The following is an 18,779-nucleotide window of genomic DNA, read 5'->3' as shown; positions in this document are numbered from 1 at the left end:
TAGTTTTACGAATAATTCAACTATGCAAGAATTCTGGAATTCATTACAGCATTTTATTGATCCCGAAAAATTACTTAAAGAGGGTGGTTTTTATGTTGTTTTGTTTGTAATTTTTGCTGAAACCGGTTTATTTTTTGGTTTCTTTTTACCAGGCGATTATCTTTTGTTTTTAGCGGGCATGTTTGTGGCAACGGGTAGGTTAGATGTAAATATATATGTCTTAGTGCTAGGTTTATGCATTGCTGCTATTTCTGGAAATTTCACAGGATATTGGTTCGGAAGAAAAACGGGCCCTTTGTTGTATAAGAGAAAAGATAGTATTTTTTTTAAAAAGAGATATCTTTTGGCTGCAGAACGATATTACAGAAAACAAGGTGCCTTTGCTTTAATAATGGGTAGGTTTGTGCCAATTGTTAGAACTTTTGCCCCTATTTTTGCTGGGGTAGTAAAATTAGACATTAAAAAATTTGCATTTTATAACATTGTAGGTGCAATATTATGGATAGCATCATTAACTTTGCTTGGATATTTTTTGGGTAAAAGATTTGCCCAACAAATTGAAGAGTATTTGGTTTATATAATAATAGGTTTCATTGTAATCACCACTATACCATTGGTTATCACGTTTGTGAAAAAACGGGTAAATAAAAGTGATGATGAAGATGAGACAGAGATTGAAGAAGAAGAAAAAAAATGAGTAAAGAAGATCATCATCCGTGGCACAGTGTTTCTCCTGGAGAGAACCTGCCAGCTGTTGTAAATGCAATAATTGAAATCCCTAAAGGTTCAAAAGCAAAATATGAAATAGATAAAGAATCGAACCTAATTAAATTAGATAGAGTTCTTTTCTCGTCTGTAATGTATCCAGCAAATTATGGTTTTATCCCACAGACATATTGTGATGATAATGACCCATTGGATATCTTAGTATTATGTTCTGTTGACGTTTACCCAATGACAATTATTGAAGCTAAAGTAATTGGTGTAATGCACATGGTGGATAATGGAGAGCAGGATGATAAAATTATTGCGGTAGCAAAAAATGATATGTCTGTAAATTACATTAACGATTTACACGAATTGCCACCGCATACTATGAAAGAAATTGTTAAATTCTTTCAAGATTACAAAGCATTAGAAGAGAAAAAAGTAACTATTGAACACTTGCTTGGTGTACGTTATGCACACAAAGTGATACAAGAAAGCATAGAGCTTTACGATAAGAAATTTAGAAATATATAATGGGCTGGGATTTATTCTGGACTTTCTTTTTAGTTGCACTTAACGGATTTTTTGTAGCCGCCGAATTTGCTATTGTAAAAGTTCGCGGGTCTCAAATTGAAATTAAAGCAAAAACTGGTAGCCGAGTTGGTAAAATTGCAAAGCATATTATCCATAATTTAGATGGATTTTTAGCAGCAACACAGTTAGGAATCACCTTGGCATCGCTAGGTTTGGGCTGGGTAGGTGAACGTGTTATGCATGAAATTATTCATGATGGACTAATTAAGTTCGGAATAAGCGAAAACGTAATTAATTCAGCTTCTACAATTATTGCATTTTCAATCATTACCATTATGCATATTGTTTTTGGAGAGTTAGCTCCGAAATCAATTGCAATACAAAGACCTGTCGCTACAACATTATTTATTGCATTACCACTAAGAGCATTTTATTTTGTAGGTAGACCAGTAATTTGGTTATTGAATGGATTTGCATCTTTAGTGTTAAAATTATTTGGAATTAACTCTGCTGGCGGACATGAATCATTACATAGCAATGAAGAGCTTCAATACTTACTAGATCAAGGTAAAGAAAGTGGTGCATTAGAAGATAATGAACATGAGTTAATCAAAAATGTGTTCGATTTTAACGAGCGTGTGGTTAAAAATATCATGGTACCTCGTACAAAAATTTCTGGTATAGAACTCAACACCTCAAAAGAGGAAGTAGTGCAAACTATCATTGGCGAAGGTTATTCTCGCATGCCAGTTTACGATGATATTATTGATAAAATTATCGGTATTGTACATGCTAAAGACGTATTGCCACTTTTAGCTGGCAATAAAGAATGGGCATTGGCCGATATAATCAGAAAACCATATTTCGTTCCAGAAACAAAGAAAATTAACGATCTGCTTAGCGAATTACAACAAAAACGTATTCAAATTGCTATTGTAATTGATGAGTTTGGTGGTACAGCAGGGATGGTTACTTTAGAAGATATTGTAGAGGAAATTGTTGGTGAAATTCAGGATGAATATGATGAAGAGAAGCCAACAGTAGAGAAAATTTCAGATACAGAATTTGTCATTAACGCTTATGCTACCGTTTATGACGTGAATGAACACTTACCACATGATTTACCAGAAGATGAAGATTATGATACTGTAGGTGGATTAGTTTCTCATGCTTTTGGTAAAATTCCTGAAGTTGGCGATAGTGAAGAGTGCTACGGTTATTTATTTACTATTTTAAAGAAAACTGAACAAAATATAGAAACCATAAAACTTGAGTTGGTAATTAATAAAAGTGATATGGTAGATACGCATTAAACTCAAGCTAATGCATATTTTTTACACACCCGATATTACATCAAATCAGTACACATTAAACGAAGAAGAAAGTAGGCATTGTAGTAAAGTGCTCCGTTTAACTGTTGGTGATATCATCCATTTAATTGATGGAAAGGGTGGTTTATATGAAGCTGAAATTACGGGGATGAGCAAAAAAAATGTTCAGCTGACAGTAATTAGAAAGCAAACAGAATTTGGGAAGCGTAATCATTATTTACACATTGCTATTGCGCCGACAAAAAACATAGATCGTATAGAGTGGTTTTTAGAGAAAGCCACAGAAATAGGAATTGACGAAATAACGCCGATCATTTGCGATCGTTCAGAGCGTAAAATCGTAAAGGAAGAAAGGTTAGAAAAAGTGATTACCTCAGCTGTAAAGCAATCATTAACAGCTTATCATCCTAAATTAAATACTGCTATTTCTTTTATGGAGCTGATGAAACAAAATTCAAATGGAGAGAAGTTCATTGCACATTGCATTGAAGGAGAAAAACCATTTATCAATCAACTTACTCAAACATATCAATCGTATTTAATTTTAATTGGGCCCGAAGGTGATTTTACTCAAACAGAGGTTGATATCGCTTTGCAAAATGGCTATAAAGCAGTAACTTTAGGTAGCACGCGACTGAGAACTGAAACTGCTGCCTTAGCCGCTTGTTTTGAAGTTAATTATATAAATAGATGATTAAGTTACGAATTTTCAATTATAAATTATCAGTTTGGAACTTAAAGCATGTCGTTTTAGTATTCAGCCTTTGTTCATTAATCCTTGTTCTTTGCCCTAGTTTTACTGTGCCAACTTATAAGATGGGTAAATTAAAGTATAATGGAGGTGGGGACTGGTATGGAAATAGGACGGCATTGCCTAACCTTATTGACTTCTGCAATAAAAATCTAGGTACTAATTTTTCTTCTGATGAAGGTATTGTAGAAGTTGGGAGTGCTGAATTATATAATTTTCCTTTTGTATATATGACAGGACATGGAAATGTGGTTTTTAATGATCAGGAAGCGGCTAATTTGAGAAAATATTTGATTGGAGGTGGTTTTTTGCACATCGATGATAACTATGGGTTAGATAAGTTTATCAGAGTAGAAATGAAGAAAGTATTTCCGGAACTTAGTTTTGTAGAACTACCATCAAATCATAAAATATACAATCAGAAATTTAAATTTCCTGGAGGTTTACCAAAAATACATGAACACGATGGGAAAAGACCTCAAGGTTTTGCTCTAATATGGAAAGGGAGAGTCGTTTGCTATTATACGTATGAATGCGATTTAGGCAATGGTTGGGAAGATTTTGGAACGTACCCTTCAGACACACAAGAAACTCGTAGTAAAGCGCTTAAAATGGGTGCAAATTTAATTCAGTATGCTTTAACACAGTAACATGTATCAAATAAAAGTAAACGATAAATATAACTTTGATATCACAGCTGATTATAACCAGCTAGAAGTTAATAATGAAACGATCGAATTAGATAGACTTGCGTTAAACGCGACTGCTACTCATGTATTGTATAAAAATAAATCTTATACTATCGAAATAGTAGAACTAAATAAAGAAGAAAAAACAGCAGTTATCAAGGTAAATAACAATACTTATAACCTTACGATAAAAGATCAGTTTGATCAGTTATTAAAACAGTTGGGTATGGATAATTTAGCAGTAAATAAAATACAGCAAATTAAAGCGCCAATGCCTGGTTTAGTTTTAAGTGTCTTGGCCACCGAAGGGGCTGAAGTAAAGAAAGGAGATAATCTTTTAGTGCTAGAAGCGATGAAAATGGAAAATATGATTAAATCGCCAACAGATGGGATAATTAAGAAAATAGAAATTAAACAGGGGGATAAGGTAGAGAAGAACGAAATACTGATTAGTTTTCATTAAAAAGAAAAGGGGAGCAATTTGCTCCCCTTTTCTTTTTAATTTTATCTATTTGCCTTTAACCTTAAACTGGGGCTTACCAACAGATTTGATTTCTGATGAACCTAACATTGTCATTGCGCATCTGAAGCCAATATCAGCAGTTGATTCGTCTTCTTGTAAATATCGTCTAGCAGCAGGATTTAACCATTGTGCCTGATCATCCCAAGAACCACCTTTATACACTCTGGATTTATTATTAACTAAAGTAGTTATGCCATATAAAGAACTTTCCTCATCACGGTATCCACGTTGATCAGGATTATAAGCCCCTGTTCCTGTACTTCCAGCAGCCTTTCTAGCTTGTAATTCTGCCCAAGTTTGTTTAACCCCAGAATTAGCATTTACCATTTGTGGTTTGCCATATTTATCCTGTTTAAGTTTACCTGTAATTGGGTCTCTATCTTTATTTTGATATTGGTTACCTCTAAATGCATTTAGCGCATCTGCTTGTTCAAAAGTTGAAGCACGATAAATGTCACGTGTCCATTCGTTTACATTACCTGCCATGTTATACAATCCAAAATCATTAGGTTCATAACTTCTCACATCTTGTGTAAATGCAGCTTTATCGTTTAATGATCCGCCAACACCCATGTAATCACCTTTTCCTCTTTTAAAGTTAGCTAGAATTAAACCTCTGGTACTTTTCTTAGCAGAAGTTATTCCTAAGCCATTCCATGGATATATTTTCTTATCGCCAATGTTTTCGTATTGTGTATTTCCAATTAACCCTAAAGCCGCATATTCCCATTCTAATTCTGATGGCAATCTAAATGGTTGTAAAATTACTCCGTCTTCTAACCTTACATTTCTTGTTGCTGTCGGTGCACCTCTCCCTGTAGTTGCAGCAGTTCCATTAGCTGTCGCAGCAGGATTAAGATCTGCTTTTGCTTTTGGTCCTTTATCATCATACTGTCCGTTCAAATAAATTTCTGTATTGAAAGGTGTTGTTGGTCTTGTAACTGTAGGTGTAGCTGCTGCATTCCTTCCAGTAGCTGTTCCATTTACTGTGGCGAAAGAACTCATAAATCCTTTATCTCTTAATAATTTTTCATTCACCATATCAGTTCTCCAAGCACAATATCTTTCTGCTTGTAAAGCGCTAACGCCAACAACGGGGTAATTCTGATAAGCCGGGTGCCTCAAATAATTATTTACATAGGGCTCATTGAATGATAATGGTCTACGCCAAACTAATGTATCCGGTAATTCTTCGTAATAGTATTGTGCATCTGTTGGATAACTACGTTTAATCCAATTTAAGTATTCTAGCCAGTTAGTGTTCGAAACTTCGGTTTCATCCATATAGAAGGAGCTTACACTAACCTCTCTTTTATAATTATAGTTGCTTAAATCTTGTCCTGGAATATCAACAGCGCTACCTCCCATAATAAATACACCGCCTTCTATCTCTACTAAACCAGTTCCTGCTGGACCACGTTTGTATTTACTAGCAACTTCAAAACCGCCATTCTCCTTTTTGTTATAGGCATAACCAGTTTTGCTCGAAACGTCTTTTCCAGAGTTTTTATTACACGAAGTAAAAATTGTAATACTAACTAAGAATATAAATAATTGTAAATATGTTTTTTTCATAATTGTGTCTATGTAACACCTAGGTGATAAAATTACATAAAAAAAGAGCTATCCGCCAAAAAAATAATTTTTAATTTAAGAGCCAGTTTGTCAACTAAATAAGTGTTTTAGCTCATTATGCAACAAATGATATTTTGAAACGTAATCGTTCTTTATTTATTATAACTTGTTTTTTATTTACAAAATGGCTTTCTCTATTCTCATACATTTTTCTTTTATTTTACGTTGTATCATTTAACAAGAAATCAAGATAAATGAAAGGTGTTATTACTTTGAAATTAGTAAACACTATGTTAACTTGCATACCTGTTATATGTCTATATTTAACTAATGAATCTGAAGTACTTTAGCGCAGCAGCCTTAGGCATGTTTTCTTTAGCGATGTTTTGTAGTAGCGAGCTATTTGCGCAAGTGGTACAGCCAGGTACTCAAACAAACGGTAGCCAATCTAATAACATTAATACTGCAGTTCCTTTTTTATTAATTACTCCAGACGCAAGAACAGGTAGTATGGGTGAAGCGGGCGTAGCAACCCAACCAGATGCGAATGCGATGAGTATTAATCCTGCTAAATTGGCTTTCTTAGATAGGCCTTATGGTTTTTCAGCATCATATAGTCCTTGGTTAAAGAACCTAGTGCCTGATATTAATTTAGCCTACTTAAGTGGTTTTTACAAAGTGAATGATAGAAGTACAATAGGTGGTGCATTACGTTATTTTTCTTTAGGGCAAATTCAACTTACAGATGCAAATCAACAAGATTTAGGGATTTATAGCCCTAATGAATTTTCGTTTGATGCCACGTATTCACGAAGATTTGGGAATGAATTTTCGTTGGGAACTACGGCTCGATTTATTTATTCTAATTTAACTTCTGGTCAATTTTCTGCTGGACAACAAACTAAGGCAGGCACAGCATTCGCATTAGATGTATCAGCGTATTATAGAAAGCAAACTGTACTATTTGGTAAAGATGCTATTGTATCGACAGGGGTTAATTTTTCTAATATTGGCACGAAAATAAGCTATGTAGATGGTGGTGATAAATATTTTCTGCCTACAAATATGAAATTAGGTGGAGCTACTACCTTAATTATCGATGATTATAATCAGTTTACATTTGCTTTAGATTTCAATAAATTGATGGTGCCAACGCAACCAATACGAGATTCTAATGGAACTATAATTTCCGGGAAAGATCCAGATCGTTCTGTGCCTGCTGGTATTTTTGGTTCATTTAGTGATGCGCCAGGAGGATTTAGTGAAGAATTAAAAGAAGTAAGCATTGCTACTGGTGTAGAATATTGGTACAATCAACAATTTGCATTAAGAGCTGGATATTTTTATGAAGCGCCTGAAAAAGGAGATAGACGATATTTCACAGTTGGCGCAGGTTTAAAGTATAATATTTTTAATATAGACTTTTCTTATTTATTAGCTGATCCACAAAAAAGTCCATTGGCTAATACGTTGAGGTTTAGTTTGCTATTTAATTTCGGGGATACCAAATAATGAGGATTAAAGTAGGGTTCGGGTTCGATGTACATCAATTAAAAGATAATCATTCATTTATAGTTGGCGGCGTAAATTTAGAGCATCATAAAGGTGCTTTTGGTCATTCTGATGCTGATGTTTTGTTGCACGCCATTTGCGATGCACTTTTAGGCGCAGCCAATTTAAGAGATATTGGATTTCATTTTAAAAATACCGACCCGCAGTGGAAAGGAATAAGTAGTATAATATTATTGCAAGAAACTGTAAAATTACTTGCAGAGAAAGGATACGAGATTGGGAATATTGATGCCATGTTATGTCTTGAAGCACCAAAAATAAATCCTCACATTCCACAAATGCAAGAAAATATCGCGGAAGCAATTGGAATGTCAATAGAAGACATTTCTATTAAGGCTACTACAAATGAGCAAATGGGTTTTATTGGTAGAGAAGAAGGAGTAGTTGCCTATGCGGTTTGCTTAATTCAGAAAAACTAAAAAACCGATAATTATCATAATCATCGGCCTTTAAAATTAATTAGTCGTTACTCTTCTAGATAACCAAATTTACCTTCGTTATAATCAGCTATGGCTTGTTGTATTTCTTCTGGTTTATTCATTAAAAATGGCCCGTAAGATGCAATAGGTTCATTAATTGGTTCGCCACTTAATACAAGAATTACACTATTTTCTAATGCTTCGATTTCAATAGTTTCACCTTCATTTTTGAAGTGAACCATTTGATCTGTTTTCGCATTTTCTGAACCATTAACTTTTATATTTCCTTCTATAATTACGAATCCTGTATTAAAATTTGCTGGGAAGTTAAAACTAGTTTTTGCTCCTTTATTTAAGCGAACATTGTACATTTCTATCGGACTAAATGTAGAAACGCTTCCTTTAGTTCCCTGATAATTTCCTGCAATTACCTCAATTACACCTCCCTTATCTGGCAAGTTAAACTTTTGTATTTCATTGTGTTTAACACCTTGATATTTAGGTTTACTCATTTTATCCTTAGCAGGAAGGTTTACCCAAAGTTGAACCATTTGAAAAGAACCACCTTTTTTGCTGAAATTTTCTTCATGATATTCTTTGTGTAGAATACCACTTGCTGCGGTCATCCATTGAATATCGCCTGGAAAAATAACGCCACTGTTACCAGCACTATCGTGATGTGCAACTGCTCCATGATATGCAATGGTTACAGTTTCAAATCCGCGATGCGGATGAACGCCAACTCCACGAGGTTCATTGCGAGCAGAAAATTCAATCTTCGCATTGTAGTCGAGCATGAAAAACGGGCTCATGTTTAATCTATATCCGCTAGGAAAGAAATTGTGTACCCTAAAACCATCGCCAACCATGTGTGGTGCAGGCGGATTTAATATTGCTGCAACTTTTTTTACATTTGCTTCCATTGTATTTTCCTCTTTTCTTATTTAAAAATTAAGCTTGCTTTACAAACTGTAATTCTCCTAAAATTCTTACTTCTTCACTTACCATTACTCCACCAGTTTCTAAAGCAGCATTCCATGTTAATCCAAAATCTGCACGGTTAATTTTTCCGCTCAGTGTGAAACCTGCTTTTGTATTTCCCCAAGGATCTGTTGCAATACCACCAAATTCTGCAATTAACTTAACCGATTTGGTTGTGTCTTTAATGGTCAAATCACCTTTTACAGTATAATCATCATCATCTTTTTCTACTGATGTAGATTTAAATGAGATACTTTCAAATTTTTCAGCATCAAAGAAATCTGCACTTTTTAAGTGATTATCACGATCTGTGTTGCCTGTATCGATAGAACTAATATCACCTTTAAATGAAATATCAGCATTTGTAAAATCATCATCGTTTGAAGTCAATTCTGCAGAAAAGGATTTTAAATTACCTGTTACTGTGGTAATCATTAAGTGTTTTACTTTAAACTGTAATTCGCTGTGGGTTGGATCTAATGTCCATTTAGTAGTTGCCATAATTTTATGTTTTTAAGTTTCTTTTAAATTAATAACACAAAGGTAAGGCAAGAGGTTTCGCTACACATTGATGTAGGATAAGAAAAAATAATTGCTAATGAAAACTACGTCTTATCTGAAATGCTTATTGGCTAAGTCTTTACGCACTCTGCTTAGAGATTCGGGAGTAATGCCTAAATAAGAAGCAATCATCCATTGTGGTACGCGTAAAGTAAGATTTGGGTAGAGCTTAATAAAGTCTAAATATCTTTCTTCCGCAGTTGCGGATAATAACATATTTAATCTTTTTTGCATAAAGCGTATGGAATTATGCAGCATTAAAATGTTCAATTCTAATATTTCTGGAACGATATTCTTAATAGCAGGGAAGAAATCCTTTTTAACAATAAGAACTTCGGTGTCTTCAATGGCGTCGATATAAAAAAAAGCTGGCTCATTGAAAACAAAAGTATCTCTATCCGATAACATCCAATCTTCTGGGGCAAATTGAATAATGTGTTCTTTACCCTTTTCATCTATTGAAAAATAACGCAATAAACCACTATTCACAAAATAAGATTCAGATTTTAAATCGCCAGGGCTTAAAAGTACTTGACCTTTTTTTATTGTTTTGGTAGCTAGACAACTTACAGCTTCGGCAGCTTGTTCTTCTGTAATCGCCAATCGTTTTTGCAGATAAGCTGCGAATTTGCCTAGCATTGTTATTTGGTTTTAGGTTCAGGAATATTATCGAAATTAGCAGCACATTTACCACAACCCGAAGCGCAACCATCACTTTTTGGAGAAACGGAACGATAAATGATTCGCCCAACATAAAATAATGCTCCGACAAAAATGATAATCATTAAGATGAATTGAATATCCATACTGCAAATTTACGATTTATTAAATAGGAGAGTTCAGATTACTGTCAAAATTATAGTTAGCTAAGTGATCGAGAAGCACTAAAGCAATATTCCCAATTGTTAATGTAAACTATTGATTTTCCATCAGACCAACAGTTCCTCCAACCCAATCAAAATCAGCATTATAACGAACGCCAATCATTTTGCCACGACTTAAACGGCCTAAATTGATGCAAAGTTGAGGCTCTTCGCCGTCTGGCCATAAATACATCATTCTAATTTCGGCTTTTACACCATCATCTGGAACTTGAATAACGGGTTCATAAGTCACTTTTCGTTGTAAAATCCAATTTTCCCGATCTTTAATGGCTTTTACATCTGCCTCAGTTAAGTCTATAATTACACCCATACCGGCAAAACTGAATAATGGTTTTAACACGTAATTTTCCAAATCTGTTGGGATGGTTTTTAAGGTGTTTAAAAAGTGCGTTTCTGGAACAAATTCACTTTTTAAAAAAGGCATAGTATACTTACTAATGCGATAAAACCAATTTGGATGAGTTATCCATTCCACATCCAGTTCTTCTCTTGGATCAAAACTGTTTTTGAAAATGTCTGTATTCTCTGCAATTTCATCGAAAATTAGACGATTATAAATACGTTTCAATTGAATTTTTTGACTATTTTCTTCATAAAACAATTGTTTTCCTTCTTTTATAATGTCTTCCAACGCTAAAATTTTTATGCCTAAATGTTTAGCAGTCACAAAAAAATCAATTGCTGTTTTCTGGTTAGGAGCATCTACATCCATTAGCGCAACTTCGTGAGGAGCATAATTTCCTACTACTACTTTTTTAAATAACTCGAAATAGGAAGTTTCATCTAAACCATTAAAATAAGGACTAAGGTTATCATCTAAATTAAAAACCTCTTTGTAAGTATGAGCTAAATGTGATTGGAATCCATATAAGGATGGAAAACCTTGCATTTCAATTAGCATTGGGGTAACTTCTCCTTTTTCATTTTTGCATAATCCATAATCGAAGGTTAAAAAATGAGGATGAGCAGTTTCATTTGGGACATTCCATTGTGATGGAATGGCATTTTGAGTTAATTCTTTAAAATTATCTTGTTTAATTAGTGAAATAATTTCTTCGCCAGCGGCAATTAATTTTTCTTTTAATTCCTGAGAGATAAAAATGGGAGTTTCGGCCACTCTAAATGGAATTGGGGGAAAACCCTTTTCCAGCTTTTTAAGTAGTTGATGATATTTTTCCTCTGTAAAATTAGCATTAAATTGATGGCGATATTTTTCAATCATGGCGATGAATTAAATAAATTTACCACAGATACTAGAAAAGAAAAGTTGTATTCTATATAGTATATTTAAAAATTAAACTTCTTGCAAAGTATGAATAGCTTGAGTTAAAAAATTAGGTAAAATTACACTTTGTGTAAGCGTAATTCTATTTGGGTCATCAAGACTATTTAGCATATCATAGTATTTAGCTTCTCCATGGTTTTCAATAATTGCTGTTTTCTTTTCCTCTTGAAGTAAATACATTTTCATTCCAATAGGATCTGCTTCGGGGTGAAATTGAGTTCCAATAATCTCATCAGAAAAACGAATAGCCATAATGCAACGTTCTAAATTTACATGCGGACGTTCTTTTTCTAAAGCTAGAATAGATGCTCCTTTTGCAGAAAAATCTGTCAAATCTGGCTGTACTACTTGCCAATCGCGGTTATCAACAGAGTAAAAAGGATTATGAAGTCCATTAAATACGACTTCACCTTTTCCGATTTCAGTAAGACTAATGGGGAAAATGCCGAAAGAATTTGATTTTCGTCTAGTAACCTTACCCAATCCATATTTTCTGCAAGCCAATTGAAAAGAATGACAAATTAAAAAAACATGTTTTTTGTGCTCATTTTGTTTGTTAAAATCTTCAATTACATCTAATAAAGTAAAAAAATCATCCTCCCATTTTTCTCCCTCCCCATCAAACGGACTTCCAGGACCACCGCTAGAAATATAGATATTATATGTTGTGTCCGGTATTTCTCCTTTTCGCCTTAGATCGAAAATATCGTAGGTTAAATTAAGTCGTGTTTCTTTTTGGAAACTTTGTATAAGTTCCTGTATTCCCCTCATTCCCTGATTCGGGAAGCCATTGTTCATGTCTATAATGGCAATCTTAATATGATTTTTCTCACTCATTTATCCTGCACCTATTAATGTTTGCGTAGTAATATAGTCTACCACCGATTCAAAGCTACCAGTTTTCTCATAAACTGCAAGCTGTCTATCAGCTCCTGTACCATTAGCTAGTATTTTATGCACATAATTGATTTCATTTCTGCTTCCTAAATCATCTACAACATCATCAATAAAATCTAATAATTCTAAAATTAAGTTTCGGCAATTTACTTCCATTTCTTTGCCAAAATCGATTAAATTTCCATCAATACCATAACGAGCAGCCCTCCATTTGTTTTCATTAATTAATGCTCTAGAATAACTAATGAATTCCATATTTTGTAAACGTAACTTGTACAGTTTTGCGCATAAAGCCTGAAATAAAGCCGTAAAAGCCATCGTTTCATCAATTAACATTGGGCAATCGCAAATACGGAACTCTACTGTATCAAAAAATGGATGCACACGAATATCCCACCAAATTTTCTTGGCGTTATCCATGCAGTTGGTTTTAATTAATAGCTTTACATAGTTATCGTAATCTTCTATGCTATTAAAAATATCTGGAATTCCTGTACGAGGAAATTTATCAAAAACCTTTGTTCTAAATGATTTATAGCCAGTATTTCTGCTTTCCCAGAAGGGAGAATTTGTTGAAAGTGCAAAAACGTGAGGCAAGAAATAACGTACCTGATTTGCAATATGTATAGCTAGCTCACGCGATTGAAAACCAACATGTACATGTAAGCCAAAAATTAAATTCGAACGAGCAGCCTCTTGAAGTTCATTTACAATTTCGCTATAACGTGGATGTTCGGTAATTAGTTGTTTTTCCCAATGGGAAAAAGGATGTGTTCCAGCTGCGCCAATACGTAAACCTTGTTCGCCAGCTAATTGAGAAACAGTATAACGCAACTGTGAGATTTCTTTTCTAGCCTGATCGGTGTTGTGGCAAATTCCTGTTCCCACCTCAACTACAGCTTGATGCATTTCTGCTTTAACCTGATCCTTATGTATTTTTTGTGCAGATTCTACAATTTTTTGGTCGTGTGAAGTTAATTCTCGGGTAACAGGGTCAACTACCATGTATTCTTCTTCAATGCCGAGCGTAAATTCATTCATCATTTTAATTCCCTTTTAATCAAAATCGCATTATTTTTTGGTTACTGGAGTCTTTTTAGTTTTTGGAGCCGAAGATTTAGTAGGTGCTTTTGGTTTTGCTGCAGTTTTTGATTTTATAACAGATGCTTTGCCAATTAATGGTATACCTGCGGCAGATGTTTTTACATATTCTCCCCACGTTAAATTATCCTGGCCAAACTTTTGGGCTTTCGCTTTTTCAATTGCATACGTTGCCGCAGTTTCTACTACCCATTCAAAATTTTCTGCTCCCACACTTTCTAGGCCAGCATCTGGGGCAGGATTACAAAAATCAATCGCTATTGGAATACCATTTCGAACTGCAAATTCAACTGTGTTAAAGTCATAGCCTAAATATTTGTTCAGTTTAAGCGTATACTCCTCAATTGTTTTTAAAAGTTTTGCGCTTGGTTTTGGGCCATCAATCACATAACGTAAATGATGAGGATTTCGAGGTTCGTATTGCATAATGCGTACATATTTTCCGCCAATACAATAGCATCTATAATACTCTTCAAACATAATTTCTTCTTGCAACATCATTACCGTTTGCTTTGTCTGACTATGTTTATCAAAGAAATCTTCTTTATCATGCAATTTATAAACCTCTTTCCAACCACCGCCGTCAAATGGTTTCATATATGCTGGAAAACCTGTATATTCAAAAATAGCATCCCAATCCATTGGCATAGTTAAATTTTCAAAGGATTTTTCGGTGGTATCATCTGGATGTTCTCGGGATGGAATTAATGCGGTTTTAGGTACTGGAACGCCAATATTTTCTGCCAATGCGTTATTAAAAAACTTTTCATCAGCGCTCCACCAAAATGGATTATTAATTACCGCAGTTCCGCCCATTGCAGCATTTTTTAAATATGCCCGATAAAAAGGTACATCCTGAGAAATACGATCAATAATTACTGCATATTCAGGTTCTTTTGCTTGAAATACTTTACTAATTTTTACAAACTCAGCAGTAATTCCTTTTTCACCTTTTTGATTCACTCTATCCACAAATGCTTGTGGAAATGATCTTTCCTGGCCGAATAAAATTCCTATTTTCTTCATTAGTTTATTGTTATAGGTTGAAATGTTTATTGATCTTTCTCTTCAGACTTATTTAACTTGTCAACTCGCTGATTGATTATAATTGAGCTATATATTCTGGAAACATTTGTCGCCAAGTAGGCCAGTCATGATCTGCATTTTGTCTAATGTCTAACCAATGATTAATTCCTTTTTGATGTAAAATGCCTGATAATCTTTCATTATCTCCTTTGCACATATCACGATCTGATGTACCTAAAACAATTTTCATGTGCCAAAGTTCTGGATTCATGTCATTTGGCAAAAAATCTACAGGATTATTGAAATAGGCATCATCATTATAGAAGCCATCTAGCTGACTAGTAATATCAAAAGCTCCACTCATACTGAACATATGGCTTACCACCCAGGGATGACGAAAAGCGAAATTAGCAGCATGATAGCCCCCAAAACTACAGCCTGCAGTAATCACTTTTTGATATCCAGTTTCATTTTTTGCCAAAGGAACTAACTCCTCCAGTATAAACTTATCATACCAAATATGGTTTTTAACCCGTTCTGCAGGATGAATGCCTTTATTATACCAACTTAACTTATCAATGCCATCTGGACAATAAATTTTTATTTTACCCTCATCAATAAAGTGCTGAACGGCATCAATCAACTTGAAGTCTTTATTTTCGTAATAGCTTCCCATACTAGTAGGAAAAAGTAGAATAGGGTATCCACTATGGCCAAATATGAGCGTTTCTATATCTCTATTTAGGTTGGGGCTATACCATTTTTTTAGCTCTTCTTTCATGGTAAATTATTTAGATACCTTAAGGTAGAAAAATATAGCCAAACACAAAAGATAAATCTATTAAATCCTATAAATCTTGTGCTTATGTAAAAAAAACAACTCCTTAATCTATTTTTTAACAAGAAGTGTACCTTTGTAAAGATTAGTGAGAAAGCTATTTATTGACTATGTACACCACATTAACGTTGCCTACTGTTATTAAAACAATCCATCAGATAAAATCTGTTTATTTAAAGAAAGAAATTGAAGTAGAAATTTTCTGTCCCGATAATTTATTGGGAAACGAGCGTGTTAACCTTTTGTTAATAAACGATGGTCAAGATTTAGCTCAAATGGATATGGAGAACACTTTAAATTCTCTATATGAAAAATGGAAAATTGAACCAACAGTTGTTATTGGAATTAAGGCATCTGCAGATCGGTTATTAGAATACGGAGTTGCAGGTAAACCTGATTTTAAAAAAAGAGGTTCAAAAGCTCTAGCATATACCGATTTCATTATTAAAGAATTGTTACCATATGTACAAAGTGAAGTTGATGTAACGATAAATGGTAAACGAGCTTTTGCAGGATTTTCTTTAGGCGGTTTAACTGCTTTTGATATCGCGTGGAATAATGATAATTATTTTGATGCAGTTGGAGTGTTCTCTGGCTCTTTTTGGTGGAGAAAAAAAGATTTGAATGCTGGTTATACTGATGATGATCGCATTTTGCACCAAATGATTCGCGATACTAAAACTAACCCGGCGGTTAAGTTTTGGTTAATGACTGGTACAAATGATGAAACGGCAGATCGTAACCATAACTTTATTATTGATTCTATTGATGACACGATTGATGTGGTTAAGGAATTAATGAAAAAAGGTTATCAAAGACCGAATGATATTTTTTATTTTGAAATGGTTGGGGGCAAACACGATGTGCCCACTTGGGGCAAAGCAATGCCAAAATTTTTAGAGTGGGCTTTTGGAGAAAAAAGCATTTAATTTTAACATAATCTTTTTCCCATTTAAGTTTCATAGCTCAGTTCTCAGATGTTGCTTAACCACAATCTGTTGATTTTCAAATTTTAACAACACTAAATATTTATATCGGAGTTTTTAAATCCTGACTAACTCCTTAAAAATTCAATAAAAAACCTTATCTTTGCGCCAAATTACAGGCGCATTTTATGCAAAAAATTAGAAATATAGCTATTATAGCACACGTTGACCATGGTAAAACTACATTGGTTGATAAGATTTTACACTCTTGTTCTGTTTTTCGTGATAACGAACAAAAGGGAGAATTGATATTAGATAACAACGATTTAGAGCGTGAACGTGGGATCACAATCGTTTCTAAAAACGTATCAGTACAATATAAAGACGTAAAAATTAACATCATTGATACTCCTGGTCACGCGGATTTTGGCGGTGAAGTTGAGCGTGTATTAAAAATGGCAGATGGCGTTTTGTTATTATGTGATGCTTTTGAAGGTGCAATGCCTCAAACACGTTTCGTAACGCAAAAAGCTTTATCATTAGGTTTAAAACCAATTGTGGTTGTAAATAAAGTTGATAAAGAAAACTGTCGCCCAGAAGAAGTTTATGAGCAAATTTTTGAATTGTTCTTTAACTTAGAAGCAACTGAAGAGCAGTTAGATTTCCCTGTAATTTACGGTTCATCTAAACAAGGATGGATGAGTACGGATTGGAAAAAACCAACTACAGATATTTTTGCTTTATTAGATGCTGTGGTAGAAAATATTCCACCAGCACCTGTAAACGAAGGGAACTTACAAATGCAAATTACTTCGTTAGATTATTCTTCTTTCGTTGGTCGTATTGCAATTGGACGTGTACATCGTGGTACAATTAAAGAAAACCAACCAGTAACGTTAATTAAACGTGATGGTAAGTTGGTAAAATCTAGGGTAAAAGAATTATATACTTTCGAAGGTTTAGGTAAAATTAGAACTACAGAAGTAGGTTCTGGAGATATTTGTGCTGTTGTAGGTATTGACGGTTTTGATATTGGTGATACTATCGCTGATTTCGAAAATCCAGAGCAATTGCCAGTAATTAGCATTGATGAGCCTACCATGAATATGTTATTTACCATTAACAACTCGCCATTTTTTGGTAAAGAAGGTAAATTGGTGACTTCACAACGTATCAAAGATCGTTTGATGAAGGAAATGGAGAAAAACTTGGCACTTAAAGTTGTTGAAACTCAAGGTGCTGATTCATGGTTGGTTTACGGTCGTGGTATTCTTCACTTATCTGTATTAATCGAGACCATGCGTCGCGAAGGTTACGAATTGCAAGTAGGCCAGCCACAAGTTATCGTTAAAGAAATTGATGGCAAAAAACATGAGCCAGTTGAGACTTTAATCGTTGACGTACCTGGTGATGTTGCTGGTAAGGTAATTGAATTGGTAACTCAGCGTAAAGGTGAGTTGTTGATTATGGAACCAAAAGGCGATTTACAACACTTAGAGTTCGAAATCCCATCTCGTGGTATCATCGGTTTACGTAACAACGTATTAACTGCTACTGCTGGTGAGGCGATTATGGCACACCGTTTTAAAGCTTATGAGCCTTGGAAAGGTAATATCCCTGGTCGTTTAAATGGGGTATTAATTTCTATGGATAAAGGTACAACTACTGCTTATTCTATCGATAAATTACAAGATAGAGGTCGTTTCTTTGTAGATCCAGGAGTTGATATTTACGAAGGACAGATTTTAGGTGAGCACATCCGTGATAACGATTTAGTAATTAACATTGTAAAAGGAAAAGCGTTAACTAACATGCGTGCTTCTGGTACTGATGATAACACACGTATTGCACCAGCTATTAAATTCTCGTTGGAGGAGTGTATGGAGTATATCCAAGCTGATGAGTATATCGAAGTTACACCTCAAAGTATGCGTTTACGTAAGATTTTCTTAACAGAGCAATTACGTAAAGCAAACGGTAGCAAAAACTAAGATAGAAAACCTTATTCCCTAAAGGGAAATAAGATAATATAAGAAGCCTGTAAGCGAAAGTTTGCAGGCTTTTCTTTTAGGTAATAAAAACTAATAATTAGTTTAATTTTTAAACTGCCAAAGACTTTTGTCATCTAAATCTCAAAACTTATAGCTCTAAAGAAAAAATCATAATACGATGATAATT

Annotated in this window: 20 protein-coding genes; 10 read left to right on the top strand and 10 right to left on the bottom strand. The window is 34.2% G+C overall.

Translation table 11 applies throughout. The features are described 5' to 3' along the window. The first annotated feature begins 22 nt into the window (after window positions 1-22). The 6 genes from HQN85_RS13865 to HQN85_RS13840 all read left to right on the top strand — a co-directional run bounded on the left by HQN85_RS13865 (window position 23) and on the right by HQN85_RS13840 (window position 4,476). Window positions 23-697 carry a DedA family protein gene (locus HQN85_RS13865; protein ID WP_173273267.1) on the top strand — a complete coding sequence of 225 codons (675 nt, stop codon included), beginning with the start codon at window positions 23-25 and terminating at the stop codon, window positions 695-697. Beyond that, on the top strand, window positions 694-1,242 hold the full coding sequence (locus HQN85_RS13860; protein WP_173273264.1) for an inorganic diphosphatase: 549 nt from the start codon (window positions 694-696) through the stop codon (window positions 1,240-1,242). The genes HQN85_RS13865 and HQN85_RS13860 overlap by 4 nt, the downstream gene beginning before the upstream one ends. Further along, window positions 1,242-2,555 (top strand): hemolysin family protein, encoded by a 1,314-nt coding sequence (locus HQN85_RS13855; protein WP_173273261.1) that lies wholly within the window; start codon window positions 1,242-1,244, stop codon window positions 2,553-2,555. Before HQN85_RS13860 ends, HQN85_RS13855 begins: the two co-directional genes overlap by 1 nt. A gap of 10 nt (window positions 2,556-2,565) precedes the next feature. Continuing rightward, window positions 2,566-3,267, top strand: a complete 702-nt coding sequence (locus tag HQN85_RS13850; RefSeq protein ID WP_173273259.1) for a 16S rRNA (uracil(1498)-N(3))-methyltransferase — start codon at window positions 2,566-2,568, stop codon at window positions 3,265-3,267. A 122-nt stretch (window positions 3,268-3,389) separates the two neighbouring features. Further along, the gene (locus tag HQN85_RS13845; RefSeq protein WP_246249810.1) at window positions 3,390-3,974 is read left to right on the top strand and encodes a DUF4159 domain-containing protein; all 585 of its coding nucleotides are present in this window, start codon (window positions 3,390-3,392) and stop codon (window positions 3,972-3,974) included. A gap of 1 nt (window position 3,975) precedes the next feature. After that, a complete protein-coding gene (locus HQN85_RS13840) occupies window positions 3,976-4,476 on the top strand; it encodes an acetyl-CoA carboxylase biotin carboxyl carrier protein subunit (RefSeq protein ID WP_173273253.1) in 501 nt (166 codons plus the stop codon). Window positions 4,477-4,521: 45 nt separating this feature from the next. Here HQN85_RS13840 and HQN85_RS13835 read toward each other — a convergent pair whose 3' ends face one another. Further along, on the bottom strand, window positions 4,522-6,111 hold the full coding sequence (locus HQN85_RS13835; protein ID WP_173273250.1) for an SUMF1/EgtB/PvdO family nonheme iron enzyme: 1,590 nt from the start codon (window positions 6,109-6,111) through the stop codon (window positions 4,522-4,524). A gap of 330 nt (window positions 6,112-6,441) precedes the next feature. Between HQN85_RS13835 and porV the strand changes: the two genes are divergently transcribed. Both porV and ispF read left to right on the top strand, forming a co-directional pair. After that, entirely contained in the window at window positions 6,442-7,623 is a 1,182-nt protein-coding gene (gene porV, locus HQN85_RS13830) for a type IX secretion system outer membrane channel protein PorV (protein WP_246249804.1), read from the top strand. After that, window positions 7,623-8,102 (top strand): 2-C-methyl-D-erythritol 2,4-cyclodiphosphate synthase, encoded by a 480-nt coding sequence (ispF, locus tag HQN85_RS13825; RefSeq protein ID WP_173273240.1) that lies wholly within the window; start codon window positions 7,623-7,625, stop codon window positions 8,100-8,102. The genes porV and ispF overlap by 1 nt, the downstream gene beginning before the upstream one ends. Window positions 8,103-8,149: 47 nt before the next feature. Here the strand turns inward: ispF and HQN85_RS13820 are convergent, their stop codons facing one another. The 9 genes from HQN85_RS13820 to HQN85_RS13780 all read right to left on the bottom strand — a co-directional run bounded on the left by HQN85_RS13820 (window position 8,150) and on the right by HQN85_RS13780 (window position 15,618). Continuing rightward, on the bottom strand, window positions 8,150-9,025 hold the full coding sequence (locus tag HQN85_RS13820) for a pirin family protein (RefSeq protein ID WP_173273237.1): 876 nt from the start codon (window positions 9,023-9,025) through the stop codon (window positions 8,150-8,152). A gap of 28 nt (window positions 9,026-9,053) precedes the next feature. Beyond that, window positions 9,054-9,584 (bottom strand): YceI family protein, encoded by a 531-nt coding sequence (locus HQN85_RS13815; RefSeq protein WP_173273234.1) that lies wholly within the window; start codon window positions 9,582-9,584, stop codon window positions 9,054-9,056. A 111-nt stretch (window positions 9,585-9,695) separates the two neighbouring features. Then, complete coding sequence (locus HQN85_RS13810) at window positions 9,696-10,283, bottom strand: Crp/Fnr family transcriptional regulator (RefSeq protein WP_173273231.1); 588 nt, start codon at window positions 10,281-10,283, stop codon at window positions 9,696-9,698. Between the two features lie 2 nt (window positions 10,284-10,285). Further along, complete coding sequence (locus HQN85_RS13805; protein ID WP_173273228.1) at window positions 10,286-10,450, bottom strand: FeoB-associated Cys-rich membrane protein; 165 nt, start codon at window positions 10,448-10,450, stop codon at window positions 10,286-10,288. A gap of 109 nt (window positions 10,451-10,559) precedes the next feature. Beyond that, the gene (locus HQN85_RS13800; protein ID WP_173273225.1) at window positions 10,560-11,750 is read right to left on the bottom strand and encodes a hypothetical protein; all 1,191 of its coding nucleotides are present in this window, start codon (window positions 11,748-11,750) and stop codon (window positions 10,560-10,562) included. 72 nt (window positions 11,751-11,822) lie between these two features. Next, a complete protein-coding gene (locus tag HQN85_RS13795; protein WP_173273222.1) occupies window positions 11,823-12,650 on the bottom strand; it encodes a type 1 glutamine amidotransferase in 828 nt (275 codons plus the stop codon). Continuing rightward, the gene (locus HQN85_RS13790; protein ID WP_173273219.1) at window positions 12,651-13,754 is read right to left on the bottom strand and encodes a carboxylate-amine ligase; all 1,104 of its coding nucleotides are present in this window, start codon (window positions 13,752-13,754) and stop codon (window positions 12,651-12,653) included. 27 nt (window positions 13,755-13,781) lie between these two features. Then, window positions 13,782-14,837, bottom strand: a complete 1,056-nt coding sequence (locus tag HQN85_RS13785) for an ATP-grasp domain-containing protein (protein WP_173273217.1) — start codon at window positions 14,835-14,837, stop codon at window positions 13,782-13,784. Between the two features lie 76 nt (window positions 14,838-14,913). Then, window positions 14,914-15,618: an esterase family protein gene (locus HQN85_RS13780; RefSeq protein ID WP_173273215.1), complete on the bottom strand. Its 705-nt coding sequence runs from the start codon at window positions 15,616-15,618 to the stop codon at window positions 14,914-14,916. 167 nt (window positions 15,619-15,785) lie between these two features. Here HQN85_RS13780 and HQN85_RS13775 point away from each other — a divergent pair, with 167 nt between their 5' ends. Together HQN85_RS13775 and typA are read left to right on the top strand one after the other, a co-directional pair. After that, window positions 15,786-16,604 (top strand): alpha/beta hydrolase, encoded by an 819-nt coding sequence (locus HQN85_RS13775; protein WP_173273212.1) that lies wholly within the window; start codon window positions 15,786-15,788, stop codon window positions 16,602-16,604. Between the two features lie 185 nt (window positions 16,605-16,789). Beyond that, entirely contained in the window at window positions 16,790-18,592 is a 1,803-nt protein-coding gene (gene typA, locus HQN85_RS13770) for a translational GTPase TypA (RefSeq protein ID WP_173273209.1), read from the top strand. The last annotated feature ends 187 nt before the right edge of the window (window positions 18,593-18,779 follow it).

It is taken from the genome of Pedobacter boryungensis (genome assembly GCF_013204825.1).
Lineage (GTDB): Bacteria > Bacteroidota > Bacteroidia > Sphingobacteriales > Sphingobacteriaceae > Pedobacter > Pedobacter boryungensis.
This window is presented reverse-complemented; position numbering and strand designations above follow the sequence as displayed.